Source organism: Laedolimicola intestinihominis (genome assembly GCF_040096155.1).
Lineage (GTDB): Bacteria > Bacillota > Clostridia > Lachnospirales > Lachnospiraceae > Laedolimicola > Laedolimicola intestinihominis.
This window is the reverse complement of record NZ_JBBMFE010000004.1, coordinates 199,796-214,982: the sequence shown is the minus strand read 5'-3', so window position 1 is coordinate 214,982 and position 15,187 is coordinate 199,796. Positions and strand designations below refer to the sequence as shown.

The following is a 15,187-nucleotide window of genomic DNA, read 5'->3' as shown; positions in this document are numbered from 1 at the left end:
TTATTGCGCCAGATAATTCTGCATACATTTCAGCGCGTTTTTCTCCAGACGGCTGACCTGGGCCTGGGAAATGCCGATTTCATCGGCAACTTCCATCTGAGTCTTACCCTGGAAGAAACGGAGCTCAATGATATAATGTTCGCGGTCTGACAGCTTTTTCATGGCCTCATTCAGGGAGAGTTCTTCAATCCAGAGCTCTTCCCTGTTTTTTTTATCACTGATCTGGTCCATCACATAGAGAGTATCGCCACCCTCGGTGTAGACCGGCTCATAGAGGCTGACCGGGCTCTGGATAGCGTCCAGGGCAAAGACGATTTCCTCGTCCGGAATGCCGATTTCCGTGGCGATTTCGCTTAAGCATGGTTCCCTGGCATACTGGCGGGTCAGATTTTCCCTGGCGTAAATAGCCTTGTAGGCCGTATCCCGTAAGGAACGGCTGACCCGGATACTGTTGTTATCCCGGAGATAACGGCGGATTTCCCCGGCGATCATGGGGACTGCATAAGTGGAAAATTTGACACCCAGGGTGTTGTCAAAATTGTCGATGGCTTTCATGAGACCGATACACCCGATCTGGAACAGGTCGTCCGCATTTTCCGAACTTCCTGAAAACCGCTTGATAACGCTCAAAACCAGCCGGAGATTGCCCTTGATATAAAGCTCCCGGGCGGTTGCGTCGCCCGCTGTAATCCGTTCCCACAGAGCATCCTTTTCATCCTGATTCAAAATCGGCAGCTTTGCTGTATTTACGCCGCATATTTCTACTTTATTCAGTGCCATCTGGTAAATGCCTCCTGTAAATCCTTGATATTCACAAGATTTCCCAAAGATAGGTTTCTATGCGCAATTTTCTGAAATAAAAAAAATATAAGGCCTTGACAAAACAGATTCAATTTTGCAATGTATACATAAAAAATTGCAAAGAAATAGTGGCTAGAAACAGAACAAAGTATGATATGCTAACAGCAAGTAAGGGGATGGTTAAGTGGATGTAAAGTGGATTGTGACAGATATGGATGGCACGCTGCTGAACAGTAGAGATGAGATCACCGAGCGGACAAAGAAAGCCCTGATGGCCTGCCAGGAGAAAGGAATCCGACTGATTCTGGCCAGCGGCAGGAGCTATGTCCGCCAAATGCCTTACGCAAAGGAGCTTATGCTTCGGGAGTATGGAGGCTGCCTGATAGAGAATAACGGGCTGACTGTCAACGATATGACTCCGGGAGGGCGGCATAAGCTAGCGTATCTGGGACAGAAGGATGTCGAACGTCTCTTTCCCATTTTGCAGAAATGGGAAGTGGAGATTCAGGGTTACGAGGACGACGGCGTCTACTACTGGATTCCAGACTGGCAGCGCCCTCTAAAAGAACAGGAACGTCAGAAAAAAGGATATCCGGACGACTATCCGCTGGTGGCAGGAGCATGGGGATGGATAGGGGAGAATATCAACAGCTATCCGAGGCAGATTGAGATTTGTACAATGGAAGAACTTCCGATGAAGCTCAATAAGATGAACGCTACAGACCGGGAGGGCCGGATTCACGAGTTATATCAGTTCTTTGAAAAAGAATTTACCGGACAATATGAATTCGTGCGGACAGGCCCCAGGCTCATCGAGATTTCCCCGAAGGGGATCACCAAGGGACAGACCCTGAAGCGCCTGATGGAGGCGGCGGGGATCCGGCCTGAAGAGGTCATGGCCTTTGGCGATGGCGAGAATGACGTAGATATGTTCCGCACAGTAAAATACGGGATCGCTGTTGGCAATGCGGCGGATTACGTGAAGGAGCATGCTTTTGATGTGACAGCAACCAACAACGAAGACGGAATCGCGGCAGCGCTTGAGAAATACGGAGTTATATGACATGAAAGATACGCCGAAACCGAGACAGATTGAGATTTTCAGACTGCTGATGACATCCGGCGTGCCGCTGGATATCAATCTATTAAAAGAAAAGCTGCAAAAAAGCGAGCGGACCATCCGCTATGACATACAGGATTTGAAACGCATCTGCCAGGAATACGGAATTGAGATCGGATACCTGACGAAGAAGGGCTATTTCATCCCGGCAGCCCAGAAGCCGGAATGCTCGGCACTGCTGGTACAGTGGGACAGCGGAGGGAAAAACAGCTTCGTGGACGATGAGGAAGAAAAGCGGTTCACAAGCCTCTTCTTTTACTTGTTTGTGCAGAAGGGCTATGTGACAGCCGAGAAGCTGGCCGAGGTGTATCTGGCTTCCAAGTCCACGCTGACCCGGGGACTTGGACGGCTGGAGGAATATTTCGGCAACAGCTTTATCCTGGAGATCCGAAAGGCCCAGGGTTACCGCCTGAAGGGTGACGAGCTGACACTCCGGAAAAAGGCCGTGGAGCTTCTGGCGGCCCGGTTCCAGGGCAGCTATACGGCGGACGACTGGTTCCTGCTTCTGCCTGAAGAGCTGAAAAGCAAAATCAGTATCCAAAATATCCGGGATATCAGTCGCAGTATCCGGCAGGTCAACGGAAAGTATAATATCTGGATTTCCAATACCGCTTACCTGAATCTGATGAGCTACTGCATCGCGCGGCATGTGCGCCTCCCGGTGCTGGAAAGCACTGGAGAAAAGCCGGAAGAGCAGGAGGCCTACGCGTCCGAACTTCTGCGGGAGCTCTCGGCGGAGGAGAAGACCAGGGAGACAGCCCGGGAGCTTTCGTGGCTTCAGGAAGTTCTGCGTGATTATGGAATCAGCACCGAGGGCTATCGGGTCAAGGACGAGATTCTGAAACGCATCATGAGACGGATCATGTCTTATCTGGAAAACGGGGAAGAGCGAGAAAGCTTCGAGCTTCAGAGCCTCCGGCGGGACTTGGAGGAGCACCTGAAAAATTACCTGACCATGAGTGGATCAGACCGGCAGGAAGAAGAGAATGCCTATGTGCTCCAGGAGATTCAGGAATACTATTATTCCTATTTCCAGCTGGCAGAGAAGCTTGCGGAAATTATCGAGGACGAGATCGGGCAGAAGCTCGGCGTGATGGAAATCTGCTATCTGGCAGTTTACTTATATAAAAATGGAATCCAGGCGGAGAGCGAACGGAAAAATGTCATGGTGGTCTGCGCCACCGGTAAGGGCCTGTCCCATTTCCTGACGCTCCGTATCAAGCATGTATTCCCGATGCTGAATGTGGTGGGACAGGTTTCCCCCTATCAGCTTTTAAAGGCCAGTGATCTGAAGGGCGTGGATTTTGCCATTTCCACGATTCCGTTGGAGAACAGCGTGGTGCCGGTAGTGAAGATTTCCGGTGTGCTGCTGGCGGAGGATATTCAGAGAATCCAGGACTTCCTGAAATATGGAAAGCTGGTGGACGACATTCCGATGAAGCAGAAGAATGAGGCGTCGTTCCAGGCCAAACCGGATATTACGGTATCGGCGCAGCTGAGCCAGAAGAATTCCGGTGAAAATCTGGCCGAGGCGGCTGGAACCATGAGTAATCTGATTCTGGCGCTTCTGGAATATGTGGCCAAGCTTCCGCCTCAGATTCGCATGAGCCGGGACGCCATGCTGGGTCTGGTGATTCATATGAGCATGGCCGTGAAGCGCTGGCTGTCCGGGGAGGTCACAGAGGATCCCACCGGCGAATTTAACCAGGAGTATTACCGGGTGAAAAAGGAATACCCGGATGTGTTCCTGATTATGGAAAAATTCTTCGAAATGGCGGAAAATACGCTGCAGGTAAGGATACCCATTTCAGAGAGAACCGCGTTCTTTCTGTATATCATAGAGGAGGAATAGACATGAAGAGCCTGTTAATCAAAAACGGACAGCTGCTTGCACCTGCAAACGGCTATCGGAGAGACAAAAAAGATATTTTCGTGAAAAACGGAAAAATTGAGAAAATCGGCGATAAGCTGGATGTGGATGCAGAGGAAGTCATGGATGCAGAGGGCTGCATCGTGACGCCGGGCTTCATTGATATCCATACGCACTGCTATCCGAAGGCATTTTTGGGTCTTGACCCGGATGTGCTGGGCCTGGAGCGGGGCGCCACCGCTATTCTGGACGCGGGAAGCAGCGGAGCCGACAACTATGAGGACTTCCGTGCCAATTACATTGATAAGGCAAAGACCAAGGTATTTACCCTGTTAAATGTATCCAAAGAGGGACTGATCCGCGGCCATGAACTGGACAGCATGGACAAGCTGGACGAGGCAAAGGTAAAGGCCACAGCAGAAAAGTACAGCGACAACATCGTAGGCCTGAAGGCCAGAGCCAGCCAGAGCGTTGTGGGAGAGATGGGGCTTACCCCCATCGCGGAGGCTGCCCGGATCGCCCATGAGATTGAGAAGCCGCTGATGATTCATGTGGGCAATTATCCGCCCGCGCTGACGGATGTACTGAAGCTGGTGGACGAGGGCGATATCATCACCCATGCTTACCATGGTAAGAAGGGCGGCATCCTGACCGAAGAGGGCGAAATCATTCAGGAGGCGAAGGACGCCAGAGCCAGAGGCGTGCGTTTCGACGTGGGACACGGCGTGGCAAGCTTCAGCCTCCGTGTATACAAGCAGGCGCTGCTTGACAATTTTGACTGTGATATGATCTCCACAGATCTGCATGTAGAGAACTACAACGGACCGGTATACAATATCGCCAGCGTTATGAGCAAGCTCATCAACTGCGGCGAGAGCCTGGATCAGGTGGTACATAAGGTAACCTACGTACCGGCAAAGCATTATGGCCTTGAGGGTCTTGGAGAATTAAGGGAGGGCTGCACGGCAGATCTGAATCTTCTGACCCTGGACGCCTGCGAGGAGGAAATTGCGGATTCCATCGGCGATACCATCATCCTCAAGAATAAAATTACAGTAAGAAAAACCATTTACAGTAAGGGAGAGCAAAGTGAAGTATTTAGAAAAAGCATTGGAAATGAATGAAATTGATGCGGAGCATCGCGAGAGAACTATCCGGGAGTACGAAGCGGCAAAGGAGAGAATCAAAAATCTGCCGCTTACCTTAAGCGATGACGCCGACGCTATGCTCAGCAACCACCTGGTGGCGCTGATCAAGCGTATTTATACGGGACATTTCGTGGATCCGATTGAGGAGGAAATGATGAACGAGGTATCCGAAGAGGCATGGAAATATGCCCACATGATTGTAGACCCGCTTTTCGAGGCCCATGGCGTGCCCATTGACAAAAGTGAAGTATTCCTTGTGGGAACCCACATGGAGATGGCGATTGCATCGGCGTCAGCCGTTCAATAAAGAAACAGGAGAAGGAGGAAACACTCGATGAAAGAAGTATTAGTTGTAATCGGCCACCGCATGGGCAAAGGTCAGGCGGTAGCAAGAGGCGTAGAGAAGGCCGGAGGTAAGGCGATTGTAATCCCGGGCATGGCAGCAGATATGAAGCTTGGCGACGTGATGAAGGAAAACAACGCGGATCTGGGTATCAGCTTCTGCGGAAGCGGCGGAGCAGGCGCTCTGACAGCTCAGAACAAGTACGGCTACAAGGCAAAATACTCTCTTCGTTCCGTAGAGGCTGCATGCACAGCAGTGAAGGAAGGCTGCCAGGCAGTCGGACTTGGTTTTATGGACACAGAGGAACTGGGTGAGCGTGTCGTACAGGCATGGCGTGAAGTACACGGAGAAGAGTAAAAATGTTTGGAAAGAATGCAGAACGAATCGATACCTTTAATGGAAAACAGCTTTTGGAGGAGATGGATCATGAGATGATCCTCACCATGACCGGCGGCTCCCTGGAAAATGCGGTAGGCAATCTGTTTCAGCTGATGCGTAAGCAGATTTTCCAGGAGATATCCTATCCCATCGTTCAGATGGAAGCAAAAGAAGTGTACTTCGATGAGGTACAGGTTCAGAAAGAGACCGAGCGTTTTATGTTTCTTTTCATGCCGAGAGAAAAGATGACTTTTACCATTACCGCGAGGATTGTGGTAAGAGTGAAATATCTTAAAATCACGAAGGAGGATTTTTAACATGTTACAGATTATCATTTATTCCGCAATCATCGGTATCATCGGTGGCGGATGCATCGCAGCGGGTGCGGCCCGTATGTTCCATGCACCGGAGGTTCAGTCCATGGGTGCATTCCGTACCTTAGGTGAGCTGAATGCCTGCAACGGCGACCCGATTGCACACTTTTCCTTTGGTCTGGGATTTTTCTTCTCAGCTGCAGCTTCCGCAGTAGCAGCAGGTTCCCTGACACAGGATGTTATGCATCGTATTGTGCCGAACTGGAGTGCCGCTGCCCTGCTTGTTAAAAACAACAAGGTAGAAGAGACTGTTCAGAATCCGCGCAAGATGATGATGGCTGGTTCTGTGGTAGGCGCTCTGGTCGTTATCTTCCTGAACACCATGGCAAGCATCATCCCGGAGAAGCTTTCCCTGATCGCTTCCGAGGTACTTGGACCGGCTACTACCTGGCTGATTAACCCGGTCATGCCTGCAATCTTCTGGCTGGCAGCAATGGATGCCGGTAAGACCACAGGTATGTGGGGTACTGTTCTGGGCGGCGTATCCGCGCTGATTACCGGTAACGCGACTCCCGGTGTTGTACTTGGTATCCTGATCGGTAAGTCTGCTGAGGAGAACGGTTACAAGAGCAAGGTTGTTCAGATTCTGATCGCCATCGTTGTAATTCTGTTCGTTGCCATTGCATACTTCAGAGGCTTCTTTGGCAAGTTTTAATTAGGGAGGAAGAGAAAGATGGAAGACAAGAGAACATTTGGTCAGAAAATGGATGAGTTTCTGATGAAGGACAGCACCTTTATCCTTCTGGTAATTGGAGCCGCCGCGGCAATTTTTGCAGGAACTTATATGTATATCAGTTTCGGTACAGGCGCATTCAATGATATTTCAATCGTAGCTATGCTGAGAGACGGTATTGACACAGGCGATTACGCAGCAGCGGCTGCATTTGCGGCAGGCTTCCTGATTGCGCGTATTCTGGAAGGCCCCCTGGTAGGTCTGATGGATATCGGCGGTTCCCTGCAGACCGGCGTAGGTATCGGTCTGCCGGCTCTGTTCCTTTCCATGGGATGGAAGCTGCCGTTCACCAACTTCTTTACCGCGCTGATTACAGGAGCTGTCATCGGTCTGGTGATTGGCGGAATCGTTATGCTGGTTCGTAAGCTGATGCCGGAGGGCGTAGCAGTAGGCGGAACCTCCGTTATGATGGGCGCAGGAAATGCCACAGGACGTTACCTGGCTCCGCTTATCGTACTGGCAGCTACCAGCTACAATGTATACGCAGGTCTGGGAGCGATTATTGGTTCCGCTATCTTCTATAAGTGGGGCAAGGAGATGACCGGTGGTGCCATCCTGGGCGCTATGATTCTGGGCGGTATCTTTATTCATTAATAAAAAACATATGGGTGCAGGAGCAAAAAGCTCCTGCGCCTGGATTTAAACTTGACAGAAAGTGCGAAATGAAATCCGAACTGGGGCGGAAAAGAAAAACGTCGCAGATTCGGGAGGAGAGAAAAATGACAGTTTATGAAGAAATCGGACTTCCGCGCGTGATCAACGCCAGCGGCCGCGTGACGGTGCTGGGCGTCTCCACCATCAGCGACAAGGTGGCCAAGGCAGCCGTAGCGGGCGGACAGTCTTATGTAGTAGTAGAAGATTTACTTGACAAAGCCGGAGAAATTATTTCTCAGTATACAGGCGGAGAGGACAGCTGCCCCACCGTATGCGCGTCCGCGGCCATTGCCCTTTCTGTAGCAGGAATGATTTCCAAGGGAAAGAAGACAATCATGGATCGTCTGCCGGATTCCACCGGACTGGCCAATGAGATTATTCTTCAGAAGGGTCATGTCATCAATTTTAACGCGCCCATCGAGACCATGCTGCGTCTGGGCGGCGGCGTGCCCGTGGAGGCAGGCTGCGCGACGGAAGTAGTTGTAGAAGATGTGGAAGAGTTAATCAATGAGAAGACGGTTGCGCTGCTCTATGTAAAGAGCCATCACTGCGTACAGAAGGGTATGCTGGATCTGCCGACCATGATCGACATTGCCCATCGTCACAATCTGCCGCTGATGGTAGACGCGGCCGCAGAAGAGGATTTCCGCAAGTACATCGCCATGGGCGCTGACCTGGTATGCTACAGCGGTGCCAAGGCTCTGGAAGCAACTACATCCGGCTTTGTCACCGGTAAGAAAGAGCTCATTTCCTATATTAAGAAGCAGTATCACGGTGTAGGACGTGCCATGAAGGTGGGAAAAGAGGCCATCATGGGACTGCTGGCAGCTCTGGAGCAGTATGAGAACAAGGACAAGAAAGCTGAAGTAGAAAAGAATGTCAAGATTGTGGACTGGCTGGTGGACGAGATCAACCAGATCCCGAACCTGAAGGCACAGAAGATTCAGGACGAGGCCGGACGGGCGATTTTCCGTGCGCGTGTATTCGTTGACCCGGAGAAGGCCGGCATGACCGCCACAGAGCTGGAGGGCAAGCTGAAGGCCGGTACCCCGACCATCCGCTGCCGTACCGAGTTCATGAGCCTGGGAAGTCTGGATTTTGACCCGAGACCATTGGTGGAGGGTGACAAGGAACTGATTGTTGCGAAACTGAAAGAGATTATGGAGGCATAAAAATGGGATTAAATTATTATAATGGCAGAGTATGCTTAAACGTACTGGGCGGCAGCCTGGAGAACGCAAAGGAGATCTACGAGGCAGCTGAGAAGTATGTGGCTGTAGGCGTTCTGTCCGCAAATTATCCGGATGTACCGAGCGCAGTAGAAGATATGAAGAAGTACATGGACGTGCTGGAGGGCAACCTTTCCGTAGGTCTGGGCGGCGGAAACCCGGCGCAGTGGAGAGCAGTAGCTGAGATCGCAAAGGAAGTAAAGGCAAATCATTTCAACCAGGCATTCTGCGCTGTAGGCTGGACCAGAGCGAACCTGGGAACGGATGAGATTCATCTGAACTCCATGTGCGCTCCCTGCGGCAAGGTTGGCTACGTGAAGATTTCCACAGGCCCGCTGTCCAAGGAGTGCGCAGAGCCGGCTATCGTTCCGGTAGATACCGCTATCGCCATGATCAAGGAGATGGGCGGAAACTCCATCAAGTACTTCCCCATGGGCGGACTGAAGTGCAAGGATGAGATGAAGGCTGTAGCTGAGGCTTGTGCAAGAAACCACTTCATCATGGAGCCGACCGGCGGTATTGACCTGGATAACTTCCGCGAGATCATGGAGATCGTTCTGAACGCCGGCGTAGAGAAGGTGATTCCGCACGTATACTCCTCTATTATCGACAAGGCTACCGGCAACACCCGCATTGAGGATGTGAAGAAGCTGCTGGCCATCGTGAAAGAGCTGGTATAAAAAAGATAGTTCTATCATATTTCCATAACAAGACTTTACATACGGGACAGAAGAAAAGGGCAGGAGGCTGCAAGGCCGACCTGCCTTTTTCACGTCCCCGAGCCGCAAAAGTATGGAAAAAACGCACAAAAACGGATCCGTGTGTATCATGCAAAATCACGAAAAACAGAAAACAGACGAAAAAACATTAGAAAAACAGAAAATATTCTGGTAATATTAAAATATAGTAGCTAATAAACCGTTTCGCTGACTGCGCGCGGTTTTTTTGTGTGAAAGGTAGAACGACTGATGATAAGAGGGAGGTTTCTCATGTTTGAAAAAGGCGGCTATATTGTATATGGAACGACAGGCGTGTGTCTGGTGGAAGAGATTACGGGAATGAAGATGAAGGGAGCCTCCGGGGAGAAGCTTTACTATGTGCTTCGCCCCTGCTTTCAGAAGGGCAACACCATTTTCACACCGGTGGACAACAGTAAAATCGCCATGCGGGCCGTCATGAATAAGGCAGAGGCGGAAGCGCTGGTGGAGCGGATTCCGGAGATTGAGGAACTGACGGAGACAGACGATAAGGAACGGGAGCGCCTTTACAAAGAAGCCATCAAAAGCGGTAAGCCGGGGGAATGGATCCGGATTATCAAGACCTCCTATCTCCGGAGCCGGAAGCGTGAGGCGGAAGGCAAGCGTGCCACTACGGTGGACGATCGGTATTTCCATACGGCGGAGGAGCATCTGTATGCGGAGCTGGCTGTCGTGCTGGGAATGGAGAAGGACGATGTGCGACAGTATATCGGGCAGAAAATCGAGCTGTTGGAGGTATAGATAGCGGATATGGTAGTGGGACGAAAAGCCGGAAAGGTTTTTCGTCCTTTTCAGATCCGGAAAAGAAAGAAAAACTTAAGAATTGGCAGATTGACAGGTGCAGCTGTTTATGGTAAGGTTTAATTAGATAAACCGGTTTAAAGTGATAGACTATATAACATGGAAAAGATATGGAGGTGCAAAATCTCAATGGAAGATTTAAAGTTATACGACGCGGAATACCGTCTGCTGGAGATTGTATGGGAAAAGGAGCCCTTAAGCTCCACAGAACTTTACAAGGAATGCCTGCCGAGACTGGGCTGGAAGAAATCGACCACTTACACAGTGCTTCGAAAGCTGGTAGAACGGAAAATTCTGAAAAATGAGAATGGGGCTGTGACAGCCCTGGTAAAGAAGGAGACTGTGCAGCGTTACGAGAGCCAGGCTGTGGTGGAAAAATGGTTTGACCATTCTCTGCCGGGCTTTGTGGCAGCATTCCTGGGAGAGAAGAAGCTCAGCCGGAAAGAGGCTGAGGAACTGAAGCAGCTGATTGACACTTATCAGGAAGACGGGGAGGATATGAGATGACGGACTTTATGACGGTATTAGGGAATCTGACTCTGGCTGCTTCACTGGCGGTTCTGCTGGTTCTGGCGGTGCGGGTGCTTCTGGCGCGGCTGCCCAAGCGATATCTGACGTTTTTGTGGCTGCCGGTCTTCTTCCGGGCGGTGTGTTCGGTTTCATTTCAGTCGCCTTTCAGTCTTTACCGGATTCTGAATGGAGTGCCGGGCTTTCACTCGACAGGTGGCAGAATGACCTTTACTCTGGCCGGATACCAGAGCGCAAGGATAACAGCAGTGCTGGAGCGCATAGGAAGCGCACTGAGCGATGGAAAGGGCGCTGCGGCTGTAAATGCGGCGACGGTAACGGAGGCAGGAGCAGAGGTTATATTGGAAAATATCCTGTTTGGAATCTGGCTGGGCGGCGTGACAGTGGTGTTGCTTTACGGTCTGTTTTCCTGGCTGCGGCTGCGCAGGAAGACTGCTCTGGCAGTGAAGCTGGAAGAGGGCGTCTATGAGTCAGATTGGATAGGCTCTGCCTTCCTGATGGGCTTTTTCCGGCCGCGGATTTATCTCCCGGCAGGACTTACATCAGAAGAACGGATTCTGGTACTGACGCATGAGAAGACCCATAAGCGGCATCAGGATTCCCGGGTAAAATTGTTGGCCTGGCTGGTATGTGTGGTACACTGGTTCAATCCCCTGCTGTGGCTGGCCTTTATACTGCTGGCCCGGGATATGGAGATGGCCTGCGATGAACAGGTGCTGGAACAGTTGGGGACAGAGGAAAAGAAGCGTTACAGTACCTTCTTGCTGAAGCTTTCCGCACCGGGCGCGTTTCTGACTGGTACGTCGGTGGCATTTGGAGAGAATTCCGTGAAGAGCCGGATTAAGAATATTCTCCGGTATAAAAAGACCAGAGCGGGAATCGCGGCGGCGGCCGTGGCGCTGGTGGCGGGCGCAGCCTGGTTTTGCCTGTCCAATCCGGCTTCGACTTTCGACGAGGATATCATCGGCGGCGCGGACGGTCCTACCTCCATTTTTCTGGCCGGAAAACTGAGCGGTGGAGATGATACGGCTTCCTTTGTATCCGGTGAAAATTTGAAGCTGGGTGGTGATGAGGAAAAAATATACGAGGTGGTAAAAACCTTCGCGGAAGCGGCAGGCAATCGGGACGCGGATACCGTCTGGGAATTGTTAAGTCCGGTGCTGCAGCACAGTGACGACCTGGGTATCCAGGTGCTGGAAGACGGGACCAAGACCATGGGCGTATCCAGCCCATTTCCGGCAGACGGCCCGACCATCAGCCTGAGCATTGGAGACGGCAGCGCAGATGCGGAGATTACCTATCCGTCCATGACCAGCGATCCTTTGTGGTGGTCCTGGAAGGATTATATTACACTGGAAAAGAACGGAGATACCTACCGTGTGACGGCCTGGAAAACGAAATATTACGATGATATCACCAGTGCTGCAGAATTTGAGGAGGCTTACCGGATGTGGCAGCCGGATTATCTGAAGCCCATGGACGAAACGGCAGATCTGGATTCCAGCTTCGCTTCCTATCTGGTGAAGAACGATGTGGCAGAGTCCTATTATGGGGAAGCATTTTCCACACCGGTGAAGGCACTGGAGACGACTCTGCACGTGTCCGGCGGCATAGGGAAGACGGAAGACGCGGATGGCGGCGATGTGTGGGTAAATTATGAGTTCCCAGACGGAACCATCCGGGTGCGGATGACCCAGCCGGGCATCGACGAGGGCAGCCGGATCTGGGTGCCGAAGGAGATTCCCATGGGGTAAAGAGAAAATAGCCAATGTGAAAATGAATAGCGAAAGCGTACAAAAGGAACTGGAATAGAACTTGGATACAGTTCCTTTTTGCGGCCATTCTTTATGGCTGTCTATGCAGCTTTTCATCTATATCAACCAATATAATGTCCGGCCCGATTTGCCGGATCTTACACCAGGGAATCTCACACTCATTTTCTTTCCCCAGGAAGCCCCAGAGCTTTTCGCTGGTGGTGGTAAGTAACGCCAGGATACAGCCGTTTTTTGGATCAAAGACCAGATCGGATACACAGCCCAGGCGCTTGCAGTCATGGATATTAATCACATCTTTTTCACGCAGTTCGCAGAAGGTCATGAGATGCTCCCGGAAGAAAGTTTCTTAAATTATTTTATGCAATAGAAACGGAGATGTGCAGAAGCTTAAAAATCTTTTTCCGGCGATTTCTTATCATTTCCTATGACAATGATTGACATAAAACCAGAAGATGTACTATACTGGAACCATCAAAAAACCGGAGGATAATGGAATGAAGTGCCCATTTTGCAGTCAGGAAAATACACGCGTGATTGATTCAAGACCGGCAGACGACAACAGCTCAATCCGCCGCCGCCGTCTCTGCGACGCATGCGGCAAGCGGTTTACCACCTATGAGAAGATCGAGACGATTCCGGTCATGGTAATAAAGAAGGATAACAACCGGGAGCATTATGACAGAAGTAAGATTGAGGACGGTATCTTAAGAGCCTGCCACAAGCGGCCGGTGCCCTTAAAGAACATCAATGCCATGATAGACGGCATCGAGAGTGATATTTTCAACCGGGAGGAGCGGGAGATTCCAAGCTCTGTCATCGGCGAGATGGTCATGGATCGCTTAAAGGATCTGGATTCCGTGGCCTACGTGCGCTTTGCCTCTGTATACAGGGAGTTTAAGGATGTAAATACCTTCTTAAGCGAGCTGAAAAAGATGTTAGATAAGTAAATGAGTTAGGAGAAATGATTTTGTTTCAGGCATTTTACCCGAAAGAATATGTAGATTCCACCTATGGAATTGATTTTGAAGGTCTGTATCGCAGGGGCTTCCGCGGCATCCTGTTTGATGTGGACAATACCCTGGTACCTCATGGAGCTCCCGCTACCGCACAGAGCGTGGAGCTCTTTCAGCGGCTTCACGAGATGGGCTTTGCCACCTGTCTCATTTCCAATAACAAGGAACCCCGGGTGCGTCCTTTCGCGGACGCCATGGAGACGCCCTTTGTATACAAAGCGGACAAGCCAAGCCGGAGGGGCTACGAGGAGGGCATGCTCCGCATGGGTACAGATAAGACCAATACATTGTTTGTCGGCGACCAGCTTTTCACCGATGTATGGGGGGCCAACCGGACGGGCATGTACTCGATTCTCACAAAACCCATCGATCCCCATGAGGAGATTCAGATTGTGTTGAAGCGCTATCTGGAAAAGATTGTGCTGTTTTTCTATAAAAGAAGGGAAGCAAAGAAATGACAGCAGAGAAGATATCGGAGCTTTTAAAGGAAAAAAAGGTGGACGCGGCGCTTGTGTCCTCTCCAGCCAATATCCGCTATCTCAGCGGCTTTGCGGGCACGGAGAGTTATCTGTACCTGACTCCGGAGCGGAAAGTGATTCTGACGGACAGCCGCTATACCCTGCAGGCGGAAGAGGAAGGGAAGGACTGCGCGGTTTGGACCATGAGCCGGGAGCGGAGCTATGGCGTGATGCTCGGCGAGCTTCTTCGGGAAGACGGTGTGGAGCGCCTGGGCTTTGAGGAAAATGCCATGCTTTACGGTACCTGGAACAGCCTCTGGAAGAAATCGGGTTTTGGACCGGAGCACTGGGTGATGCTGGGAGACAGCCTGTCGGAGCTTCGGGTGATGAAAAATGAGCAGGAACTGCAGTGGATGGAGAAGGCAGAGAGCATCGGCGACGCGGCATTTTCCTATATTCTGGGTGAACTGAAAGCAGGCGTTACGGAATTGGAAATCGCAGCGAAACTGGAATATTATATGCGAAGCCACGGAGCAGAGGGAACCAGCTTCGATACCATCGTGGCGTCCGGTTACCATTCCGCCATGCCCCATGCGGTCCCTTCAGAGAAAAAGCTGGAAGCAGGCGACTTTGTGACCATGGATTTCGGTTGTAAATATCATGGTTATTGTTCAGATATGACCCGTACCGTGGTCATTGGAAAAGCAAGCGAGCGACAAAAAGAGGTCTACAACGTGGTGCTGAAGGCACAGTTGACTGCATTAAAAGGTCTGCGCCCGGGCATGACCTGCGCCGAGGGCGACAGGCTGGCCAGGGACGTCATAGAGAAGGCGGGCTACGGGCAGTATTTTGGTCATTCCCTGGGGCATTCCGTGGGACTGGAGATTCATGAGAAGCCGGCCCTGTCGCCCAAGGACGGACATGTGCTGCAGGCGGGCATGGTTGAGACCGTGGAGCCCGGTATCTACATCCCGGATTTTGGGGGCGTCCGCATCGAGGATATGGTGGTTCTCACAGAGAATGGCGTCCGCAATTTGACTCATTCGCCGAAGGAATTGATAGAAATATAGGCTGCGCGCAGAAAAAGGCTTGAAAAAGCCGAAGTTTTATTATAGAATACAATTTAGGTAATTGTGTGCGAGCAGTTACAAGTTCAATTTTCATGCGCAGAAGGCTGCGCTTAAGACATTAGGAGGAAGTTTAA

18 protein-coding genes are annotated in these 15,187 nt (G+C 51.0%); 16 read left to right on the top strand and 2 right to left on the bottom strand.

Features of this window, described 5'->3' with window-relative positions:
* Positions 1-780, bottom strand: a complete 780-nt coding sequence (gene sigG, locus WMO29_RS06780; RefSeq protein WP_349164288.1) for an RNA polymerase sporulation sigma factor SigG — start codon at positions 778-780, stop codon at positions 1-3.
* Positions 781-985: 205 nt separating this feature from the next.
* On the opposite strand from sigG, the gene WMO29_RS06775 reads away from it, so the two are divergent.
* From WMO29_RS06775 to WMO29_RS06715, 13 genes are all read left to right on the top strand, one after another.
* Complete coding sequence (locus WMO29_RS06775) at positions 986-1,864, top strand: HAD family hydrolase (protein ID WP_349164287.1); 879 nt, start codon at positions 986-988, stop codon at positions 1,862-1,864.
* A 1-nt stretch (position 1,865) separates the two neighbouring features.
* Entirely contained in the window at positions 1,866-3,773 is a 1,908-nt protein-coding gene (locus WMO29_RS06770) for a PRD domain-containing protein (RefSeq protein WP_349164286.1), read from the top strand.
* Between the two features lie 2 nt (positions 3,774-3,775).
* Positions 3,776-4,915 carry an amidohydrolase/deacetylase family metallohydrolase gene (locus WMO29_RS06765; protein WP_349164285.1) on the top strand — a complete coding sequence of 380 codons (1,140 nt, stop codon included), beginning with the start codon at positions 3,776-3,778 and terminating at the stop codon, positions 4,913-4,915.
* Positions 4,881-5,246, top strand: a complete 366-nt coding sequence (locus WMO29_RS06760) for a PRD domain-containing protein (RefSeq protein WP_349164284.1) — start codon at positions 4,881-4,883, stop codon at positions 5,244-5,246. The genes WMO29_RS06765 and WMO29_RS06760 overlap by 35 nt, the downstream gene beginning before the upstream one ends.
* Before the next feature lie 27 nt (positions 5,247-5,273).
* Complete coding sequence (locus WMO29_RS06755; protein ID WP_158362130.1) at positions 5,274-5,639, top strand: SFCGS family glycine-rich protein; 366 nt, start codon at positions 5,274-5,276, stop codon at positions 5,637-5,639.
* A 2-nt stretch (positions 5,640-5,641) separates the two neighbouring features.
* Positions 5,642-5,977, top strand: a complete 336-nt coding sequence (locus WMO29_RS06750) for a DUF4312 family protein (protein WP_158362132.1) — start codon at positions 5,642-5,644, stop codon at positions 5,975-5,977.
* 1 nt (position 5,978) lies between these two features.
* Positions 5,979-6,689 carry a DUF4311 domain-containing protein gene (locus WMO29_RS06745; RefSeq protein WP_349164283.1) on the top strand — a complete coding sequence of 237 codons (711 nt, stop codon included), beginning with the start codon at positions 5,979-5,981 and terminating at the stop codon, positions 6,687-6,689.
* An 18-nt stretch (positions 6,690-6,707) separates the two neighbouring features.
* On the top strand, positions 6,708-7,361 hold the full coding sequence (locus WMO29_RS06740) for a DUF4310 family protein (protein ID WP_349164282.1): 654 nt from the start codon (positions 6,708-6,710) through the stop codon (positions 7,359-7,361).
* 125 nt (positions 7,362-7,486) lie between these two features.
* Entirely contained in the window at positions 7,487-8,593 is a 1,107-nt protein-coding gene (locus tag WMO29_RS06735) for a DgaE family pyridoxal phosphate-dependent ammonia lyase (RefSeq protein WP_349164281.1), read from the top strand.
* Positions 8,594-8,595: 2 nt separating this feature from the next.
* Positions 8,596-9,330 (top strand): 2-dehydro-3-deoxy-phosphogluconate aldolase, encoded by a 735-nt coding sequence (gene dagF, locus WMO29_RS06730; protein WP_349164280.1) that lies wholly within the window; start codon positions 8,596-8,598, stop codon positions 9,328-9,330.
* Positions 9,331-9,639: 309 nt separating this feature from the next.
* Positions 9,640-10,149, top strand: coding sequence for a CarD family transcriptional regulator (locus tag WMO29_RS06725; protein WP_349164279.1), 510 nt, complete (start codon positions 9,640-9,642; stop codon positions 10,147-10,149).
* A gap of 189 nt (positions 10,150-10,338) precedes the next feature.
* On the top strand, positions 10,339-10,716 hold the full coding sequence (locus WMO29_RS06720; protein ID WP_158362140.1) for a BlaI/MecI/CopY family transcriptional regulator: 378 nt from the start codon (positions 10,339-10,341) through the stop codon (positions 10,714-10,716).
* Positions 10,713-12,491: a M56 family metallopeptidase gene (locus WMO29_RS06715; RefSeq protein WP_349164278.1), complete on the top strand. Its 1,779-nt coding sequence runs from the start codon at positions 10,713-10,715 to the stop codon at positions 12,489-12,491. The genes WMO29_RS06720 and WMO29_RS06715 overlap by 4 nt, the downstream gene beginning before the upstream one ends.
* Positions 12,492-12,582: 91 nt before the next feature.
* Here WMO29_RS06715 and WMO29_RS06710 read toward each other — a convergent pair whose 3' ends face one another.
* Positions 12,583-12,834 carry a PRC-barrel domain-containing protein gene (locus tag WMO29_RS06710; RefSeq protein ID WP_158362143.1) on the bottom strand — a complete coding sequence of 84 codons (252 nt, stop codon included), beginning with the start codon at positions 12,832-12,834 and terminating at the stop codon, positions 12,583-12,585.
* A gap of 172 nt (positions 12,835-13,006) precedes the next feature.
* On the opposite strand from WMO29_RS06710, the gene nrdR reads away from it, so the two are divergent.
* Genes nrdR through WMO29_RS06695 form a run of 3 tightly spaced genes read left to right on the top strand, consistent with a single transcriptional unit; the run spans position 13,007 to position 15,053 of the window.
* On the top strand, positions 13,007-13,459 hold the full coding sequence (nrdR, locus tag WMO29_RS06705; RefSeq protein WP_349164277.1) for a transcriptional regulator NrdR: 453 nt from the start codon (positions 13,007-13,009) through the stop codon (positions 13,457-13,459).
* Between the two features lie 20 nt (positions 13,460-13,479).
* The gene (locus WMO29_RS06700) at positions 13,480-13,983 is read left to right on the top strand and encodes a YqeG family HAD IIIA-type phosphatase (protein ID WP_349164275.1); all 504 of its coding nucleotides are present in this window, start codon (positions 13,480-13,482) and stop codon (positions 13,981-13,983) included.
* Positions 13,980-15,053, top strand: a complete 1,074-nt coding sequence (locus WMO29_RS06695) for a M24 family metallopeptidase (protein WP_349164274.1) — start codon at positions 13,980-13,982, stop codon at positions 15,051-15,053. Before WMO29_RS06700 ends, WMO29_RS06695 begins: the two co-directional genes overlap by 4 nt.
* The last annotated feature ends 134 nt before the right edge of the window (positions 15,054-15,187 follow it).